The sequence below is a fragment of the Arthrobacter globiformis genome (assembly GCF_030818015.1).
In the GTDB taxonomy this organism is placed as follows: domain Bacteria; phylum Actinomycetota; class Actinomycetes; order Actinomycetales; family Micrococcaceae; genus Arthrobacter; species Arthrobacter globiformis_C.
This window is the reverse complement of record NZ_JAUSZX010000001.1, coordinates 3,886,325-3,903,194: the sequence shown is the minus strand read 5'-3', so window position 1 is coordinate 3,903,194 and position 16,870 is coordinate 3,886,325. Positions and strand designations below refer to the sequence as shown.

At 56.5% G+C, this 16,870-nt stretch carries 19 protein-coding genes, 1 tRNA gene and 1 pseudogene; 10 read left to right on the top strand and 11 right to left on the bottom strand.

Annotation, left to right across the window (positions count from 1 at the left end):
* Positions 1–161: 161 nt before the first annotated feature.
* From QFZ23_RS18300 to QFZ23_RS18280, 5 genes are all read left to right on the top strand, one after another.
* Positions 162–416 (top strand): hypothetical protein, encoded by a 255-nt coding sequence (locus tag QFZ23_RS18300; protein ID WP_306925083.1) that lies wholly within the window; start codon positions 162–164, stop codon positions 414–416.
* Positions 417–534: 118 nt separating this feature from the next.
* Positions 535–616, top strand: a tRNA-Tyr gene (locus QFZ23_RS18295).
* Positions 617–806: 190 nt separating this feature from the next.
* Entirely contained in the window at positions 807–1,457 is a 651-nt protein-coding gene (locus QFZ23_RS18290) for a hypothetical protein (RefSeq protein ID WP_306925081.1), read from the top strand.
* A complete protein-coding gene (locus QFZ23_RS18285) occupies positions 1,454–1,834 on the top strand; it encodes a hypothetical protein (protein WP_306925079.1) in 381 nt (126 codons plus the stop codon). The genes QFZ23_RS18290 and QFZ23_RS18285 overlap by 4 nt, the downstream gene beginning before the upstream one ends.
* 15 nt (positions 1,835–1,849) lie before the next feature.
* Positions 1,850–2,455 carry a hypothetical protein gene (locus tag QFZ23_RS18280; RefSeq protein ID WP_306925077.1) on the top strand — a complete coding sequence of 202 codons (606 nt, stop codon included), beginning with the start codon at positions 1,850–1,852 and terminating at the stop codon, positions 2,453–2,455.
* Here the strand turns inward: QFZ23_RS18280 and QFZ23_RS18275 are convergent.
* Both QFZ23_RS18275 and QFZ23_RS18270 read right to left on the bottom strand, forming a co-directional pair.
* Positions 2,452–3,738 carry a site-specific integrase gene (locus QFZ23_RS18275; protein ID WP_306925075.1) on the bottom strand — a complete coding sequence of 429 codons (1,287 nt, stop codon included), beginning with the start codon at positions 3,736–3,738 and terminating at the stop codon, positions 2,452–2,454. The two genes, QFZ23_RS18280 and QFZ23_RS18275, sit on opposite strands and share 4 nt — an antisense overlap.
* The gene (locus QFZ23_RS18270; protein ID WP_306925073.1) at positions 3,735–4,400 is read right to left on the bottom strand and encodes a hypothetical protein; all 666 of its coding nucleotides are present in this window, start codon (positions 4,398–4,400) and stop codon (positions 3,735–3,737) included. The genes QFZ23_RS18275 and QFZ23_RS18270 overlap by 4 nt, the downstream gene beginning before the upstream one ends.
* A 166-nt stretch (positions 4,401–4,566) precedes the next feature.
* Here QFZ23_RS18270 and QFZ23_RS18265 point away from each other — a divergent pair, with 166 nt between their 5' ends.
* Complete coding sequence (locus QFZ23_RS18265; RefSeq protein WP_306925072.1) at positions 4,567–4,785, top strand: helix-turn-helix domain-containing protein; 219 nt, start codon at positions 4,567–4,569, stop codon at positions 4,783–4,785.
* A 223-nt stretch (positions 4,786–5,008) separates the two neighbouring features.
* On the opposite strand, the gene QFZ23_RS18260 is transcribed toward QFZ23_RS18265, so the two are convergent.
* A complete protein-coding gene (locus QFZ23_RS18260; RefSeq protein ID WP_306925070.1) occupies positions 5,009–5,428 on the bottom strand; it encodes a hypothetical protein in 420 nt (139 codons plus the stop codon).
* Between the two features lie 835 nt (positions 5,429–6,263).
* Between QFZ23_RS18260 and QFZ23_RS18255 the strand changes: the two genes are divergently transcribed.
* Positions 6,264–6,662, top strand: coding sequence for a hypothetical protein (locus QFZ23_RS18255; protein WP_306925069.1), 399 nt, complete (start codon positions 6,264–6,266; stop codon positions 6,660–6,662).
* Positions 6,663–7,489: 827 nt separating this feature from the next.
* On the opposite strand, the gene QFZ23_RS18250 is transcribed toward QFZ23_RS18255, so the two are convergent.
* A complete protein-coding gene (locus tag QFZ23_RS18250) occupies positions 7,490–7,960 on the bottom strand; it encodes a hypothetical protein (protein WP_306925067.1) in 471 nt (156 codons plus the stop codon).
* 41 nt (positions 7,961–8,001) lie between these two features.
* Positions 8,002–9,345, bottom strand: coding sequence for a S8 family serine peptidase (locus QFZ23_RS18245; RefSeq protein ID WP_306925065.1), 1,344 nt, complete (start codon positions 9,343–9,345; stop codon positions 8,002–8,004).
* Between the two features lie 410 nt (positions 9,346–9,755).
* Here QFZ23_RS18245 and QFZ23_RS23815 point away from each other — a divergent pair, with 410 nt between their 5' ends.
* Positions 9,756–10,451, top strand: coding sequence for a recombinase family protein (locus QFZ23_RS23815; RefSeq protein WP_373427898.1), 696 nt, complete (start codon positions 9,756–9,758; stop codon positions 10,449–10,451).
* Positions 10,452–10,469: 18 nt separating this feature from the next.
* The gene (locus tag QFZ23_RS18240; protein WP_306925063.1) at positions 10,470–10,847 is read left to right on the top strand and encodes a hypothetical protein; all 378 of its coding nucleotides are present in this window, start codon (positions 10,470–10,472) and stop codon (positions 10,845–10,847) included.
* A gap of 33 nt (positions 10,848–10,880) precedes the next feature.
* On the opposite strand, the gene QFZ23_RS18235 is transcribed toward QFZ23_RS18240, so the two are convergent.
* From QFZ23_RS18235 to QFZ23_RS23810, 4 genes and pseudogenes are all read right to left on the bottom strand, one after another.
* The gene (locus QFZ23_RS18235; protein WP_306925061.1) at positions 10,881–11,138 is read right to left on the bottom strand and encodes a helix-turn-helix domain-containing protein; all 258 of its coding nucleotides are present in this window, start codon (positions 11,136–11,138) and stop codon (positions 10,881–10,883) included.
* A 97-nt stretch (positions 11,139–11,235) separates the two neighbouring features.
* Positions 11,236–11,565 carry a histone-like nucleoid-structuring protein Lsr2 gene (locus QFZ23_RS18230; RefSeq protein ID WP_306925059.1) on the bottom strand — a complete coding sequence of 110 codons (330 nt, stop codon included), beginning with the start codon at positions 11,563–11,565 and terminating at the stop codon, positions 11,236–11,238.
* A 198-nt stretch (positions 11,566–11,763) separates the two neighbouring features.
* On the bottom strand, positions 11,764–13,104 hold the full coding sequence (locus tag QFZ23_RS18225; protein ID WP_306925057.1) for a hypothetical protein: 1,341 nt from the start codon (positions 13,102–13,104) through the stop codon (positions 11,764–11,766).
* Positions 13,105–13,236: 132 nt separating this feature from the next.
* Positions 13,237–13,314, bottom strand: a pseudogene (locus QFZ23_RS23810) (SEC-C metal-binding domain-containing protein); the annotation flags it as partial.
* A gap of 811 nt (positions 13,315–14,125) precedes the next feature.
* On the opposite strand from QFZ23_RS23810, the gene QFZ23_RS18220 reads away from it, so the two are divergent.
* Positions 14,126–14,845, top strand: coding sequence for a pentapeptide repeat-containing protein (locus QFZ23_RS18220; RefSeq protein ID WP_306925056.1), 720 nt, complete (start codon positions 14,126–14,128; stop codon positions 14,843–14,845).
* Positions 14,846–15,053: 208 nt separating this feature from the next.
* On the opposite strand, the gene QFZ23_RS18215 is transcribed toward QFZ23_RS18220, so the two are convergent.
* Complete coding sequence (locus QFZ23_RS18215; RefSeq protein WP_306925055.1) at positions 15,054–15,776, bottom strand: DUF6308 family protein; 723 nt, start codon at positions 15,774–15,776, stop codon at positions 15,054–15,056.
* A gap of 70 nt (positions 15,777–15,846) precedes the next feature.
* Positions 15,847–16,773 (bottom strand): hypothetical protein, encoded by a 927-nt coding sequence (locus QFZ23_RS18210; RefSeq protein WP_306925054.1) that lies wholly within the window; start codon positions 16,771–16,773, stop codon positions 15,847–15,849.
* Positions 16,774–16,870 lie beyond the last annotated feature (97 nt).

Here is a 16,870-nt window from a genome sequence, read left to right as displayed (position 1 = left end):
GGGCTCCGGGCAGGGTGTGGACATCTGGATTCCAGCGTAGTACGGATGGCAAGGATGTGAAGGTGGGCGGCATTCACAGTTCACTCATAGCCAAGTCATGGCGGGAACGAAGTTTCGGCGCCCAGAGTTGTAGCAGTTGGAAGCCGCTCGGAAGGAAAGCAATGTCCCATAAGGCCGTCCGCTACGTCACCAAGTCCACCGCCGCAGCCGCCGGAACCATCGCCACCGCCGCCTCATCCGTGGCCGCCGCTGCCGTGGCGGCATCCATCATTCTCAGCCCTGTCGCTGACGCCTCGACCCGGCTTGAGGGAGTGCAGGCGGATCTCCAGCGGGCAGTGCAGCTCAATCAGATCACCGAGGAGCAGGCGCTGCGGTTCGAGGCCAAGCTTGCCGGCCGGATCCTCGGCGAAGCCTGATTTTCCGCGGAATTTCGGCCCGCAGATCCCCGATTTTATTCTTCGCCAGAAGTTCTGTAAGGTTGTCTTGCCCGCGGTTGATGGAAACACCGGCCGGGGTGATCTTCTTTTGAAGTTCGGCAGATTACCCGAGCGGCCAAAGGGGGCTGACTGTAAATCAGCTGGCAACGCCTACGGGGGTTCGAATCCCTCATCTGCCACCCACGGGGAAACCCCGCCTGACCTGCGAATACGTAGGGAGGGCGGGGTTTTTTACGTTAAGCCATGTGATCCGTTGCACCTTGGTTGTAGACAAAACGTTGACATTCTTGTTGCCCCTATCAAGGAGGGGCGCCCCCTTTGATAGCGTCGGGGCAACACTGGACCGGATCGCGAGGAGTTAGCTACAACATGACTGCACTGAAAGACCTGCTGGAGATACCCTCGTTTGCAGCCGCCCTCCGCGGAGCTGCAAGCATCGATCCGGAGTACCGCCAGCTCCTGCTGATGAGCATGGGCGAGTCTCTGCAAGAGTTACCAGAAGGCGTCCGCCTTCCAGCCGAGACAAGCTGGAAACGAATCGTTAGCGCCTTTTCTCTGGCGTACGACACAGCTGAAAAAGAGGGCCGCGAGAACGTACTGAAAGATCTCAGACAGGCAGACGAAGACTTCACTGAAGCTGAGATCGAAAACTTGAGCCTTTTGCTCGAAGGAGATCCAGCTGTAGATGAGCAGCTGAGCGGCATCCGCCAGCGTGATCACTTCCTTCCGATTTTTCAGGGAATGAGCCTTGCGCTCGACTTGCGAGTGCTGGACTTCGAGGGCGGGACGAAGCTTGCTCCCCTTATTACAGCGAGAATGCACTTCGACGAGCCCATGGCAGGGGTGGAGCCTGTAGTTTTCCAGATCCCCGTACGGGCAGTAAGAGGCCTCATCGACCGCCTTGAAAAGATCGCTACACAAGCGCAGGGAATCAGAAAGACACTAGATTCGACATCCATCCCAGACTGGGCCATGCAAGGCATTGAGCGGGGAGAGTCCAGCGAAGAGAGTGCTTCGTGATTTTTGATATAGAACACTTCACCGGGTCCGACTGGGCAGCTGTTATCAGCGGGCTTGTGGCGTTCGGGACGGCTATAGCTAACATCCTTGCCGGGAAGGCTCAAAATAAGACTGTCGAAAACATCACGAAGACCGCGGATGCCAGCATTGAGCTGTCGAAGTCTGTATCAAAGGATGTTGGCAGTAGTCTTAGGTCTGTAACGAAGGCCCTGTCGACGCATCTGAACGACATCGGAACAAAGACAGCAGCAATGGACGTTAGAACCACAGCCATGGAAGTTAAGGCAACAGCTATGGACTCGAGAACTACTTCCATAGACTCTAGAACTACAGCGATGGACGTTAAGCTGGACGACATTATCTTGAAGTTGAAGTAGCAGGGGAGGACGCAGATGGACGCTCCACTCGTGATTTTTCTGGTGCTCACTTCGGCTGTGGTGTTGGCGCTCGCGCTGTCTAACTACCTGAAGGCAAGACGAGCACTCTTGACGGCCCAGCAGAAAGCCAAGACGGCTCAGGATGGTTTTCTAGAGCTGAAGTCTGCGGTGGCTGAGTTCGAATCTTGGGCATCGGACTACCTTGCTGCTGCCAGCAAGTCCATTACGCAGACTGAGGCAAATCCGCAGGATTCTACGAGCCTAGAGATGCCCGCACGTTTTACTGGCGCTGAGGCAGCCCATGTCGATTGGCGCGCCTTCCTGCCCGCTCTAGTAGCAGCGTCGGAAAAATTTGAGTCGGGCCAACTAGACGAGCACTTGCTTCTCTTACTCCGCTGGGAAATGGCAAGCAACAATAAGGAAGCTGCCCGGTGGTACGCGAACGAGTTGCGTGGCGCGTCAGTCACCGATGTCGCATGTCGGTGGTTGTTTCAGGATTCTGATGATTGGAACTATCGTCCTGCGGGCGGCATTCCTGCTCGTACTGCGGCTTATCTGAAGGGTGCAATTCAGACTCGTGACTTGGCGGCTACTCCCGAACGGCCGGAGTTGGCGTTCTAGTTGTTTCCGGCCACAATGCGTCGCGGTATTAGCGATGCGGCTTTCTCAGCTGCGTCCCTGCCCACGCCGTCCAGCATGTGCGCGTAAGTATCGGCGGTGAACGACGATCGGGCGTGGCCAAGCCGCTTGGAGATGATGTTCATGTCCACTCCGGCAGCCAACATCAGCGATGCCTGGCCGTGGCGGAGGTCATGCAGCCTCACCCTGCGCAGCTTGAACCCGTCCGGGAGTTGCACCGCGTCGGTGAGCTTATGAAACAGGCCGGTGACGTGACTCGGAGAAAGCGGGTTCCCGTCCTCCCGGCAAAACACCAACCCGTGGTCGCTGTACGCGTCGCCCCACGCCATCTTCTCCAGCCCCTGCTGTACCTGGTGGTGGAGCAGCACCCCGGCGGTCACCTGATCCAACTCGATCTTGCGGTATTCACCAGAGTCGGTTTTCGGAGTGGCGAACGCGAGCCCTTGGTGGTTGCGCCCGCAGAACGGGCAGACGGAGTCGTCACCGGACCGCTCGGTCAACTGCTGCCTAACCGTGATAACACCAGCTCCTGGGTCAAGGTCGTCCCATCTGAGCCCGCACGCCTCGCCTCGCCGCATCCCGGACGCGGCCACCGTCTCGAACAAGGCGCCCAGACGGTCGTTCTGCACCGCGTCCAGAAATGCTCCCAGCTCGGCAGGCTGCCAAGGCTTCACACGCTTCCTTGTCACCTTCGGAAGTTCAACGTCGCGGGCAGCGTTGAAAGCTACCAGCCGCATCTTCACGGCTGTGCTCAGCGCTGAGCGAAGGCACGCGTGGACCCGTGTGAGGGTGTTGGGGGAGAGGCTGTGGCCGCCGGTGCCAGGGTTGGTCTGCAGCCGAGCCAGCATGTCGGCCACGTGTCCGGGGCGCAGGTCACGGAGTAGGATGGACCCAAGGAATGGTTTGAGGTAGTCGTCTATGTGCTGGCGGTACACGCGAACAGTGGCCGGCCTCAAGCCATTAGCTTGCTTTCGAACCAGCCAAGCGTCCAACCAGGCGGAGACTGTCACCCTGTGGTCATCGGTCCAGATCCCTGACCTGATCTGTGCTGTCACCTCTGCGAGCGCCACTTCAGCATCCCGCTTATTCCGGTATCCTCCGCGTGAGATCCTCTTCGGCTTCCCAGTGGCTGCGTCAACGGGTCCGCGAGTGTGGAACCACCAAGACCCGTGTTGTTTGGAGCACGGGCGTCGCTTACCTGTTCGTTGGTCAAGGGGCAAGTCAGCTGTCGGGCATGAGCACCGCTTGTATACGGAGCCATTCATTGCGTTACTCCTCTGTTCCTTTCGCTTTGGAGAGCCTGATAACGCGAACGTAAAAGGTCAGTTATTGGCCACACCTTCACCTGCAGTCGCTGAAGTTCTTGGCGGTGGTCAAGAATGGCGTTAAGTGCTCTTTTCGCCGTTATTTCTAGAGCACCGATCTGCTCCTGATACTCATCGTCCGATTGGTATTGATCCGCCCAAGGATCGAGGGATGACGGCTCCACGCCTCGCTTCTGTGCAAGCTTTTCAATCCGAGACTGTTCTTCCCACACTTCCTTGAGTGCTTCCGAGTCGGACACGCACTCGAAGGCTGCCGCCTCCCACTTCGACAGGCTGCGAAGGACCTCTGTCCTTTTCCAAGTAGCGAACGCCTCTTCATGAAAGGTCCGACCCCCACTGAACTCTGCGCTGCGATGTCCGGCGAAATCGTCGGAAGCCTCCCAGAGGTAGCACTTCGCGCCCGGAACTCTTTCGACTTCTTCGCCCGCCGCCGCGGGATCAAAAATAAGGCTTAGCGCCGGGACATGTAGGGCTTGTGCGATAACAATGAGGTCGGTTATTGGAACGGTTGCTCTGCGGCCGTTCTCGAGGTTGGAGATGACGTCCCTGGGAATAGGGTGTCCAATTTCAGCGCAGAGGTCTGCGAGCTTCTGAGCGGACATCTTCCCCAACCTCTCCCGGGCCGTCTTTATGTTCCCTCCGATTCTTCGAGCAACCTGCATCTGCCAGACCCTTTGTGTCATAGAAACACAATACGCGTACTATCTGCGTCAAACAAGCACAAGCGAGTAGAATTTGGCTATGTCCTGGTACCACTAGCAGCAAGGAATGCGGATGGACCCCCAAGTTGCGCCTCACGAATTGCCGATAACCATGCCTGCTGTACCCGATGCGAGTTCAATTCTTGGCATAGGGCGAAGCACTGCTTACTCCATGCTCCAGGATGGCACCTTCCCCGTTCGGGTTCTCAAAGTAGGCAAAAGGTACCGCGTAAGCAGGGCTGACCTTCTTGACTTCCTGGGCGAGACCCGGGTCGCAAAGGCGTGAAAAGGTTGTGGATCATCTCCGCTGCCAGCCCTCCATCGACTCCTGTCCAGGACGATTACGAGGCCTTTGAAACGTGGCAAAGTGGCATGGAAGTGGGGCATGTTGAGCATGTTCTGGCCGTTCCGTTGAGCAAAATCGACTCACTGCTCTGTAAGCGGGTGCTGTAATGCCATGGACTCGACTGGATGACGGATGGACCGAGCAGTCAGTAATCGCTGCCCTATCATTTGAAGCACGGTGGCATTACCTCTGCTTGATCCAGTTCTGTTCCAGGACCAAGCGTTTTGATGGGTACATCCGGGCTGTGGACGCTAAGCGGTGCTCTGACGTGACCGAGCCAGACGCAGCTCTTAAGCAGCTGACTGATGTTGGACTCATCCTCTTCGATGATCAGGGTGGTTACGTCGTCCATCGTATGGAGGAAGATCACGCCCCGCCTCCGTGGGTTCGCAATAGGACCGAGAGCAACAAACAGGCCAAGCGGCGGCAGCGCTCGCATGATGCTGGGGATCATTCGCTCTGCTTGCCTGGCGGTTGTCAGCTTGCCCCCACTCCGAATGCAGCCCGTCATGCTGACATCCGTGCTGAGGGTGATGCTGACATCCGTGCTGACGGTCATGCTGACATCCGTGCTGACGGTCATGCTGACATCCGTGCTGATTCTCAGGACAGGACAGGTCAGGACAGGCTCAGGACAGAAAGCTTTAAGGGGCCCGATAGTTCAAGTCGTGATCGCAGAAATCTGGCAGTCGACCCTGCAGCCTGGCCCACGGATGAGGTCGGGCTTGAGTGGCGGAATTTCTGCGAGGAAAAGAACGTCACGACGGTTCAAGCGTTGATGGCAGAGTCTCCCCAGTTGAAAACTGAGAATCAAGCGCGCAAGGTCCTGATGATGGCATACCCGGGGCAAAAGTTTTGATGATCGTTCCGTGTTCCAACTTGGGTTGTCTTGGGCTGGCTAACGTCGCAGGAGTGTACTGCGACGAGTGCGATGCGTTCAGGATGTTGGAGGGCTGGTCTCGGACGAGGGATGAGGCCTGGCTGGCTTATAAGACCTCGCCTGAGATCGACGCGACCCCTCTGCCGGGCAGGACGTACAGCTACCGCAGGAATCTGCTTCTCGTGAAGGGCAGCAAGGCGTGAGATTGCGGCAGCCCTTGGGCATTGAGCTCAGGGTGAAACGTAAGGAACCAATGATAGACAGCACTAAGGAACCGATGATGGTCAGTGACGTTAACGGCACCAGTAAAGCCATGGGAAAGCGGAGCGCATGCAGCAGCGCATTCAAGCGCGGAAGGATATGCACGTGCTCATCTGTGCCAGCCTGCAAGGCCACGCCTCAACGCGTTGTTCCTTAATGCAGATGCTTAGGGACAGGCAGCGGATAACCGCGCACCATGCTCGGCCGAGCTTGTGGAACTGCTTGTCGGTGAGTTGGCATATCTGCTGTCTGACCAAGTACGCGAGGAGGACCAGCGGTGGCCACATCAATAGGGAAGGCAGCAAAGCCTTATGAGAACGACGATGCCACACAGCCATGCGCCCTGCCGTTCGAGGAGGAACCGTGCTCAATTGACTGGGATGCGGTGAGGGTTCGCACCGTGGCGCACCCAAAATACACAGAGTGCGTCTGCGCACCCGGTGTGGAATGCGGATGGGATGACGCCCTTTGGTCGGACGACGGCACCTGTGACGTCTGCTACGAGCCATTGAACCGTTCAGGCTTCGAAGACGACAATGGGTTCATCGGCCCTGCCGAGATTGATCCTGAGAAGTTCCAGCACAACATAGCACTGGTTGAGGAATATCGGGCAAGGTTTAAGGCGTATGAGGAATGGCGGACGAAAGAACCGCGGGATATGGGACGGCGATTCTGACGGCCTTTACGCTGGAGAAGGTGCAGCAATTCGATCGCGACCGCGCCATTCCCGCACCTTTCTGTATGCAAGTGGCTCCGACGGCCGGCTACCCACGGGCCACCTCTGACCAACAAGACACCCGCTGGACTTGAACCCAGAACCCATTGCTTGCGCGTCCTTGTTTTCGACGGATTCCATGGCATTCCCTGTGCCTGCATTCACTGGCAAGTGGGGCGGCGGACGGTTACCGCATCTTTCTGGAGATTGCGTGGACTTCCGATGTTTTAGGTGGGTAAGTGATGGGTCTTCCAAGGTAGTGATCGGAGAGAGCGGCGACGACGAAGGCTGCCGCCATTTCAAACAGCTCGGGGCCCGGAACCTTCTGTAAATCTGGATCGGCAGCCTTTGGTTCTACCGGGTTGTTAGCCGGTAGTTGTTCTTGCGACTTCTTCGCGGGAACGGGGAAAGGAGAGGATCTGCCCTTGGTGATCGTAGCTGCTCTAACCCCCAGCCATTACGTGGAAGGAACTGCCTGGAGACCAGGCCACAGGTGCACTTGCAAGATTTGAAGGGTGAGTCCAACGCTTATGCGTGACAGGCGCATGGGCGAGGCTTGATGCCCGTCCATTTCTCGGCTGGGACGGGTTCTGCCATGTGCTTCAACGCCTGGGCTTGTTGGTACTTGTGCATCAAACTGCAGGCCGACTGCGAGACATTAGGGGGTTGACTCGGTTAATCACCTCCGGCCACCTTGGAGACAAGCAATGGCATCGTCGGCCGGACGGCAACACAAGCTAGTCCCATGATGACGAATAGCCGACGCCCATCGACGTCGGCCATTCATTCTAGTGGCTGATAATCTTCGCTACCTGCACATCAACGATCTTCGAGGCACCAAGCACGGACTCAGCTGCTTTCGTGACTTGGTCAACTGTTTTAAAGACGGCTTCAATTACCTTATTTATCCAGGTTTCAGCCGCGTCCGGATCATCTTTGACATCGACCGTTACCTTCCCGCCCTTAGTAGGTATCGTCGCTACCCAACCGTAGGGAACATCCTTGTCCCTGTAGAAGATATCGGGGACGTCAGGACGAAGGTCGATCACCAACCCCCCTTTTCGACGATCCCACCATTGCAAAACCATCTTTACTCCTGCTACGACGCCAGCCCCAATAAGAACTGCTATTATCGGCGCCACCTGCTCCTCGAACTCATCTGTGGGCTCCGCCGTGACTTCCGTCAGTGAAACGCCGGTAGCTTCCGCTGCCTTGCGAGCGGCATCGAGGTCCTCGTCGTCTTCGACTTTGATCCTCATTGAAGTAATACTCATTTCGCACTCACTTTCTTTTGTTTCCTTTAGGGAGCTAAAGACCAGAGCATTGGGTCTTCTTCAGCTCGGGAGAATTCGTTAAGCCGCGTCATATACGGCGCATAGTTCGGGCGGAGCGTTACCGCATCTCGCATATTATCGATGGCGAGATGCAAGTAATCCCTGGTTCGCCCCATGTCATTCGACTCCTTTGCAGCTTCAGCTTTGCATGCAAAGGTGATTCCGAGATTGGCGGCCGCGTGATAGTTAGTCGGAGCGAAACCGCGAACTGTTTTCAAGAGTTGTTCGGCAAAGCCGAGGTCACCTGTCTCCGTGAGAAACAACCCGAAGTCGATGTACGCTGGGGCCGCAAAAAGGGCACACTCTGGACATGGCGAAACGTCGTCAATTGTTTCCTTGTGGTGAGAGTGTGGGGCGCTTTCCAGAGCATCCCGAAATAGGGATCGCACGAAATCCAGGTCCTTCACGGTCGGGGATCTAAGCCATGCCATGGCAGCGCTGGCGTTAGCGGACCGCCGGGCGCAACGGAGATACTGGGAAAGCAGTTCCCGTTCCTTCATCAAACTGGCAAATCCAGCGATTAGAGGGCAAGCAAAGCTAGATCCCAGGACGTTTGCTGGCTGTTCGAGAAGATAATCGCTGCCAAGCGACTGTAGGAAACTCGGCGGCGTGGATTCGGCGATTTCGACACGGTCCACGATCTCCCGTTGAACGATCTGAAACCCCACGGCGGCAACGCCTGGCATTGCAGCCGGGATATATACGTAGTCATTGTGGTTTCCGGCCGAGGCAATCACCGTGACACCCGACTGCAGCGCTGCACGCACAGCAGGCCCCACAGGTGAATCGGGGATGTTGAACAGTCTTCGCCAATCATCGATGTCTGATATATCAGGAGTGGGGCTGTCTACGTCCGTGTCCCTCCACGCCTTGGCTAACGAAATGCCCTTGCCAAGGCTCAGGTTGATAACGCCGACTCCATCCGCTATGCACTGGGTAATTGCCTCTTCTACGAGCCGAACTTCCAGTTTGCCCCCTATAGCGCATGGGTAGAGGTCGAGGTCTGCACGGGGAGCGATCTCATGCACTAAGAGAGCGACGACGGTGCCGTGCGCCGTTGGTTGGTCTTCCCGCGTCGGGAACTGGAGGTGCTGGTCTGCAATAGCCGGATAAGAGGCATCGAAACCTCCGTCAATGATGGCGATGCGACAGCCCTCTCCAAAGCGGTCTAGCATGCGTGCGGAACGGACCGCTTCCCAGAATTCTCCCCCTTGTGGAATAGTCCATTCGCGTTCTTCGCGGTCGTACTTAGATAACATCATCTCGGCAACTTTGACTCCCCCCTCAAGCAGCACAAAGTCCTCATCCACAGTTTCCCCCTAAGGAGCCCTCTACGCGAGTCTTGTAGGCAAAGATACGGCGTCTAGACCGCCGCGTACAGACTTCTTGCTACCCTTTCATTCAACTGTGCCCGCAGTTTACAGGGCGCCTTTCCTTCCTGTCGATGCAAGCAACTAGGACAGTGTTGGCGGATCGTGTCCTTCGCAGTCCCAGTCACACAATCAGTGCTGGCGCGCCGCCACTGTTAAAACGTTGCCTCTGCGCTACTCTCATAGTCCCACCGGGATTAGCGTGTGCAGAACCCCGGCAGATTCCTATTGACGCTAGCGCTGCGCCCTACTTAATTCCGGTCATTGCCGAAGGGTGGGATAGAAACTGAATGCGGGCGGGGTGCGCTGATTTTCTTTTATACCAAAGGAACCATTGGTATAATTGAAGTGTGGAAAAGGCCCGTGACGGTCAAAGGAAACCCCTAGCACTCGCGTATATACGAGTATCTACCCTAGAGCAGGCGGAACAGGGCGCTTCCTTGGAAGCCCAGAAAAACGTACTTACGGCAGAAGCTGCTATCAGGAATTGGGACGTTGAAGTCATCGCAGACGAGGGAGTCAGTGCGAAAAGTTTGAAGCGCCCAGGTTTGCAAATGGCGCTGGCGAAATTGGATTCTGGCGAGGCTGATTACCTCCTTTCTGTAAGACTTGACCGAGTCAGTCGTTCTGTGTCTGACTTCGCTGGGCTGCTTGACCGTGCTGGCCGTAAAGGCTGGGGTCTTGCCCTGCTTTCTCCCAACATCGACACGTCTGACGCTGCAGGCCGCTTCACGGGCAACGTATTAGCCTCTGCCGCACAGTACGAGCGGGAACTTAATGGCGCGCGCACGCGCGAAGGAATGGCCCAGCGAAGAGCCGAAGGGGTCAAGCTTGGCAGGCCTCGTAGCCTTGCCACAGGAGTCTCCGATGAGATAGTCAGCTTGCACAGACACGGGCGGTCCCTAAGCGGTATCGCCAGGGAGTTGAACGACCGAGGAGTTCCGACCGCTCAGGGCGGAGCTCGGTGGTACGCCGCAACAGTCAAGAGAATCATAGATTCCAGGGCTAATAATCAGACCTGGACAGCAGCGCCTAGAACGGATTGAACGTTGACAAAGCGGTGGGTGGTTAGAGAAATCGAGCAACAGGTGCGCGACTATTTCCATTTAGAAGGCCGCCCGAAATTCGTCAAACAACTGGCGGTTGCCCTCGCGCCGGACGGGGAGAGCATAGTTGTGAGCGCGGTCTATCAGGATGGTCGCACAAGTAGAACGATCTTCGAGGGGAACGCTGACGTCAATGACGTGGACGACATCATGGCAGTAACCATTGAAGAACTGACCATCAATAGCGACGAGGTTGCTGGCCACATGGCAGGGAGCACACCGTCTTCAGCGACTCCTGTGCCGTTCGCCGAGGTCACGCATCGCAGAGGACCTGCCCCAAAGCTGCCCTGGGGAGGGCAGTGGATGCCCCCGCTGGCTATTCCGTCGATAAGGTAGGTAAGACAGCTCAGACAGAGTCGGTTTGCTGTATCAAATGTCGGGCACCTGTCCGTTATCGGACACTGCGCCGGTTGCTATGCGCTCAGCAGTCATGAGGTAAGCCCGCTCGATGTAGTCCTCAAGATCCTTAGTAGCCACACGCCACAAGCCCCGGCCCCCAACCTGCAAACCACGCAACTCCCCAGTTTCCAACAACTGACGAACAGTAGGCAGGCCAACGCACAGCTCCTCAGCAACCTGCGAAATAGTCAAAAACCTAGGACGCTTCGGCAACGCATCATCACTCACCTGACAACCATAAAGCTTTCGGAACCACAGTTAAGGGGCGGGGTCCGAATCACATAAAGTTTCGGAACTCGCCCCTCGCAAACTGCTCGAAGTCACTTTAGTGGGCCGCATCGTACTGCTCGACGACCTCAGCCGGGATGCGACCTCGGGTATTTACCGGGATGCCATTATCAGCCGCCCATTGGCGAACAGCTTTAACGTCAGGGCCTCCTTGGGGTGACGGCTTGCGGTCGGTGCGGCGAGCCCGGCCGCCGGAGAGTCTCCGGCCAGCATTAGCAAAATGGTTGAGAGCATCACGTAGTTCATTCGCGTGACCGTCATTCAGGTCAATCTCGTAATTGGAGCCGTCGAGGGCGAAAAATACCGTTTGACTCGCTTCCGAGCCGTCGATGTCATCCTCAAGCAGCACTACTGTCTTCTTTGCCATGTACCAAGGTTATCAGGCAGACGTAAGTGAGAAAGGTGCAATGCCCCTCAGGGGGAGAACAAAACTTATGGGTCACGATGACTCGTCCACGCAAAAGTGCGTCGTTGTCTTTAGAACCCCAGCTGACCAACCGTTCTGCTTGAATTTATTGTTTATGCATCGTCGCAAGTGAAAAGTGCGGAAAACTGCCAGGAGTAACTATCGTCGCGCTTTGCCGTTCTTCCTGGACTCCTTTTTGTGAATTTTTCGGGCTGCAACGTATAAATAGGACGCGTCACGCCGCGAGTCAACTCGGGTTCCCAGGTAGGGCATGAGAGACCCGAAACCCCCGAGAGCGGCTCCGAGGATGCCAGGTAGCTCCCCAGCGGAGGCGACCATTAGCCCTCCCAGAGATGCCGCCGCCGGGAAAAATCCGGAATAAAGTCGGTTCGTTTTGATTCGTTTCTCTAGGGTGTGTGAGGCGCTTTCGATCTCATGAGTGAGTTGAGAGATTGCAGAGACGTCTTGCCCAGGTTCTTTGGCTGACACCATGGCAGTGCGAACTTGTGCGCGGAGGTTCTCGATGGGCTCTTCGTTCCGTAGTAGTGCTGCCAGTCCTGCGCTGGAGAGGTCGCCCAGAAGGGGAACATCGGCCCAGACCGCGGCTTGAGCCGGGTGGCGTGTAAATACAGCAGTGCGGCGTTGTAGCAGTCTGGCCTCAAAGGGGGACGCTGATACGTATTGCGCGCCAAAGAGGTCTGCGGAGACCAGGCGTTCGTTGGTGCGTTGGGCGTAGTAAGAAACTGCGTCGTTTTCTACTTTGCGGATCCAGGAGCTGTAGTCATAGTCGTGTTCGTAAGCGTGGAGCATCGTTACCCCAAATCCCCCGGCCTTGTCCGTGCGGTTAGTCTCGATACGCCCATGGAAAAACATCTTGGCGAACACTTCGCGATCGTCCTTGGCCGTGGCGAAGATGACCTCTCGGGCGGTTGGTCCCTCGAGGATGAGTTGAGTGCGGATGAAATCGACAATGTCTTGCTGCGAAAGATCTTGAGCGGTTCGCTCTCTGACGCTATCTCCATGGACTGCTCGGGCAACGCCGTTCGGTATGGGGATCACCAAACCCGCTGCCAAGAGGTTCCTGTGCTTGAGGAGTTTACGTGCAGCTTCCCGGAGGGAGCGATTGGTGGGCTCGTTCGACGCTGCGCTCAGAAGTAAGTCGGGAACGAAGACATGGTCTGCGAGCAGCAGTGTTCGGCTTAGAAAGACATCGGCATCGAGTTCGTCATTCCATAGCAGCGTGAGCTCGCTGGGCTTCTCCGTCAGGCTATTCACTGTTTGCAGGGTTAGCACTGCCAGTTTGAGGATGCCCTCCAATTGAGAGTCGGACGCTGCGGAGTCGTTCTCAGGAGCGTTGGAAAGTTCTGTCAGCGCTTCTACGAGCAGCCGTCCTAAGGCGTGGGGGGAGAGAGCCTCTCCATCGTGCTTTGCATGGGCAGTAAGCCTTTCAAGTTCGCTGTAGCGAACTGCCTTAGGCTCGGGGGCGGTGCTTGGTGCCATGATGGGAGTGCCTGCTGACAGCAGCTCTGTTAGCAGGGAAGGCCGCATGGACAAGTTCGGGCTAATCCAGATCGAATCCCTGCCGTCCTCCGGAACTGGGTCTCCCGGTCGGGAACGAGGGCTTTGCAATTTGCGGTGGCAGAGACGATACGTCTTGCCTGAGCCGCACCAGCAGGGGTCCTGCCTGTCCAAAGGGGCGAGAGGGTCCACCTGGGCTCCTAAAGAGAGATTTACCGACGGGATGCAATTTCCTGTCTTTGTTCATTCTGCCCTTCGCCAGGGCAGAAGCCTTCCAAGCCCGCTGGGCGCGGAGCGGCGGTCTTGTGCGCGACTGACGTCGTTCGGCGGGCGCTTTCTGCACGGAGCGACGCTCCTTCGACCGTTTGCCAGGTCCTCACAACGCCGCGGATCTTGTATCCAGGCCTCTGTGCCACGCAAAGTACAAGTTTCGATACCAACACCTGCGGCAGTCACTTCTGCAAACTATCGAACGCGCCCGAGCCTACGGTTAGTTAGGAGGAGTAAGAATGCTTATGTTCTTCTTGTTGGCTTCGTCGTATCAAGAGAGTCGGAGGTAGAAATCTTCGCTAACAACCCACGCTCCTGGATCTACCATAAATGGCTGCGCGGAGTCCCTCGGAAACTTCGCCCAGTACCCCTCGCGGATGACCGCTTCACTTACTGGGGAATCAACGAGCACATGAGAAGCGTCCCCTGGTCCAACGTTTTCAATCGCAATCCGACCGAGTTGATCCCAGTCGGGACTTATTATTGGTTTCCTTTGGTTGGCCGTATTTATTGTTTTAGGCAACGGTGGGAACCGGGAGGATATTGTCTAGCGGCGGGGGACAAGTCCCACCTTGCTCGAGTTACACATCGTCTTCATCAGCCACATCCAAGCGTCCGGGGCTGACAGAGTTGGACCCCTTCGTAGGGCGACCTAATCGTCGAGACTGTCGATGACGAAATTCTAGTAGCGCGGTGCTCAGGTCAGGGACTCTTGGTGTCGTAATCTCTGACAATGAAAGTTGCTGAACGGTATGTGCCGCCTAAACCGAGCCGTCCTCCTAGCACAGACATAAGACGTGACAAACGTAGCTGGAAGCGTGACGCGCTGGTTGCTCTCGCTTCAGCCGGGCTGGTCGCCTTTCTGTCGCTGGCTTTCCAGGCGGCACTGGACGACAGACGATCCAGTCACGAAACTCGGCTAGAAAACCTACGCTTTGTTCGCGAACGTTCCTCTGCGGATCCCTCGTCCCCTCGACCTTTTCGAGAGATGGACTTGGAGAATCAGAATCTATCGGGACTTGGGCTCGCAGGGGCTGACATGGAGGAAGCACTACTTAACGACGCCGTCTTCAGTCGGGCGAAGCTCCCGAAAGTAAACCTCAAAGAAGCCAAAATGGTGCACGTTCGGGTGAGCGACTCCGACTTCTCTGCCTCGGACCTGTCCTATTCGAACCTTCGAAGTTCCAGTTTCTCGTACACCGACTTGTCGGGTACGAACCTGCACGCGTCCGATTTGAGCAAAACCTACTTTCAACACGTCAACTTCACCGACGCTGATCTCACGCTTGCCCGTCTCGACGGCGCCAAACTGGACCAATCCATCCTTGCCGGAGCGAAACTTGTGGGTGATCGTGGAGAAACTATTTGTTATGACGAGGAGACCGAGTGGCCTGAAGGGTTCACGCCGCCCCCGGAGAATGAAGAGCGTTGCGAGACAGTTACATATGGCTAGGGGATAGGCGCGCTGAAAAAGGCACCGTATTCAAAGCTAGTTGCTGTTGAAATTGATGGCACCTAAGTTCTGGTAGTGAGCCATGAGTGCGAGGAAGCTCCGGCCGTTATTGTGCTCTTCGCCGTGTGGAGCACCAGCGTCACCCTCCTGAACTGCTGGGCCTGTTCGGCGCCAGTGGTTTTAGCTAGGGAGTACCTGCAGCGTATTCCTAAGCGGGCCAACCTAAGGAATTAGTAGTCATGTGAGGCCTCTGCATAGGGCGGGCGCCGATCAGCTCCTTCGGGGGGTTACGCGTTTCGCCTAAGCCCCAGGCGACGATATCAAGGGCCCGCAAGGGAGAAATGGCGGGATCGGTGGCGAGGCTTGCCAGATGTCGCCACTTTGCCCTCTGGCTTTGAAGATCCTGCTGCACAGCTTCTATCCAGACTTTCCCGTACCCCTCCCAGCTCCTGCCTTTCACGAAGGAGAGGCGAGGGGTGGGACCAACCTGGAAGTCGAGGTGCTTGATATTTCTGTCGTAAAGAGGGAGAAGGTGGGGACGTTTGCGGTGCAAGACCTTCGAAAGTTTTGTTAGTCCGACCTCGGGAGTTTTGCGATCGTCGAGTACCCCGAACGGTTTAGCGATGTTCTTGAGTTGGTCTGTGTCTGCATCCACCAAGGAGTGAGCAGTGCCGAGCGCGGTGAGTCTGGTGTTGAGCTCCGGCAGTAGCCCAACCAGGGTGTAATACGAGGTGATTGGCTTTTGGTGTGCATTCAGAAGAGCAACCGCCAAAAGATCTTGCTCGGCTAACTGCGGGGTGCCAGACCCTGGATAACTGTCGTATGCGGGGTACGACCAAAGCCCTGAGTTTGTTCGCACGTATCGGGCCACCCAGCTCTCGGCCGCGCTCATTTCAACTTCCAGTCCGCCAACAGTCAGCATCTCGTTCATGGCTGGACAGTAGCGTCTTTTGTGGTCCACATGTGAGAACCCCAGCAGTCTTCCTTCGGAATGCAGTTAACTAGAACCCGCCAATTTTCGCATGTACAGCTCTGTGCCACGCATAGTATTTTGCGTTATGAGGTCCAAAGTCGCCTACGGTCCTACCAGCTAGCTTACTAAGGTGCTCGATCAGCGCCGGAGCCGTTGCATCCTTCGGCCCAGCCATCAGTTTGCCGTCAGAGCTCACGCTAACAAAGCCCTTTTCGTAAAGAGCATCGCAGCCGAGAGCGCAGGCAACCATTACGACGTGCTCGTCTACTCGCTCTTCCTTCGAACACTGGGCTCGCTGCTTGATATGCGCAGTAATCAACAAGCTGACAGGGAGAGTCCTCCCGCAGAGGGCACAATCAGATTCCTTCTTTCCCTTGAACAGAAGGCTCTTGAGCTGGTGGTGCTCGGCGCGGGTCTTGACAGTGATTTCCCCGTCTGGGCCAACTACAATCACGGTCTCATGGTTCTGCGCTTCGCCATGCGGGGGTAGGTCATAGAGTTTATCTTCCGGACCGGCAACAAGACCGACTGTATCCATGATCCAGACACCGATTTCATCAGCCAGATCGAAAAAGTACCCTAGGTTAACTGAGCCGTATCGATCGAATGGCGACCCATTCCCTGAATGGCTTCGCCGTAACTCCAGGGGCAGGCGTTCAAGAGCCACTGCAACATCAAGGACGTCGTAGCTAAGCTTCAGTTCCCGGCCTGACTGGATCCACTCCCCGCCAGCGTGCGGATTTGAAGCCGGATGCGAGCCAACCAGGACGCGGCTAATAGCCCGAATTTGGCCTTCCGCGTAGTGCATCACGACGTCTCCGGGCTGAGCCAGGTCCATGCGCTCCCAGTGGTGCTGCTTTCGGCCCTTTTCGGTCAGCAGTGGTGCCCATGTAATGCCCATGTCCAGCTCACGCGCGAAGCTCCTTCCCTGGTTCACCCACCAAAACTTCGACATGTATATCTCCTTGTGAATCGACGTCCTAGGGGGCGTCCCAATTCGACAAACGTTTCCGGTGTATCTCACTGAGAATCAAGATGCTCGAAAGGAAACG

Coding starts and splice junctions, on each gene's coding strand:
- QFZ23_RS18275 (WP_306925075.1), bottom strand. CDS start 3,738: ATGAATGGCTCCGTATACAAGCGGTGCTCATGCCCGACAGCTGACTTG.
- QFZ23_RS18260 (WP_306925070.1), bottom strand. CDS start 5,428: ATGACCGTCAGCACGGATGTCAGCATGACCGTCAGCACGGATGTCAGC.
- QFZ23_RS18215 (WP_306925055.1), bottom strand. CDS start 15,776: ATGAACGAGATGCTGACTGTTGGCGGACTGGAAGTTGAAATGAGCGCG.
- QFZ23_RS18270 (WP_306925073.1), bottom strand. CDS start 4,400: ATGTCCGCTCAGAAGCTCGCAGACCTCTGCGCTGAAATTGGACACCCT.
- QFZ23_RS18300 (WP_306925083.1), top strand. CDS start 162: ATGTCCCATAAGGCCGTCCGCTACGTCACCAAGTCCACCGCCGCAGCC.
- QFZ23_RS18210 (WP_306925054.1), bottom strand. CDS start 16,773: ATGTCGAAGTTTTGGTGGGTGAACCAGGGAAGGAGCTTCGCGCGTGAG.
- QFZ23_RS18290 (WP_306925081.1), top strand. CDS start 807: ATGACTGCACTGAAAGACCTGCTGGAGATACCCTCGTTTGCAGCCGCC.
- QFZ23_RS18265 (WP_306925072.1), top strand. CDS start 4,567: ATGCGGATGGACCCCCAAGTTGCGCCTCACGAATTGCCGATAACCATG.
- QFZ23_RS18280 (WP_306925077.1), top strand. CDS start 1,850: ATGGACGCTCCACTCGTGATTTTTCTGGTGCTCACTTCGGCTGTGGTG.
- QFZ23_RS18220 (WP_306925056.1), top strand. CDS start 14,126: ATGAAAGTTGCTGAACGGTATGTGCCGCCTAAACCGAGCCGTCCTCCT.
- QFZ23_RS18225 (WP_306925057.1), bottom strand. CDS start 13,104: ATGGCACCAAGCACCGCCCCCGAGCCTAAGGCAGTTCGCTACAGCGAA.
- QFZ23_RS18250 (WP_306925067.1), bottom strand. CDS start 7,960: ATGAGGATCAAAGTCGAAGACGACGAGGACCTCGATGCCGCTCGCAAG.
- QFZ23_RS18230 (WP_306925059.1), bottom strand. CDS start 11,565: ATGGCAAAGAAGACAGTAGTGCTGCTTGAGGATGACATCGACGGCTCG.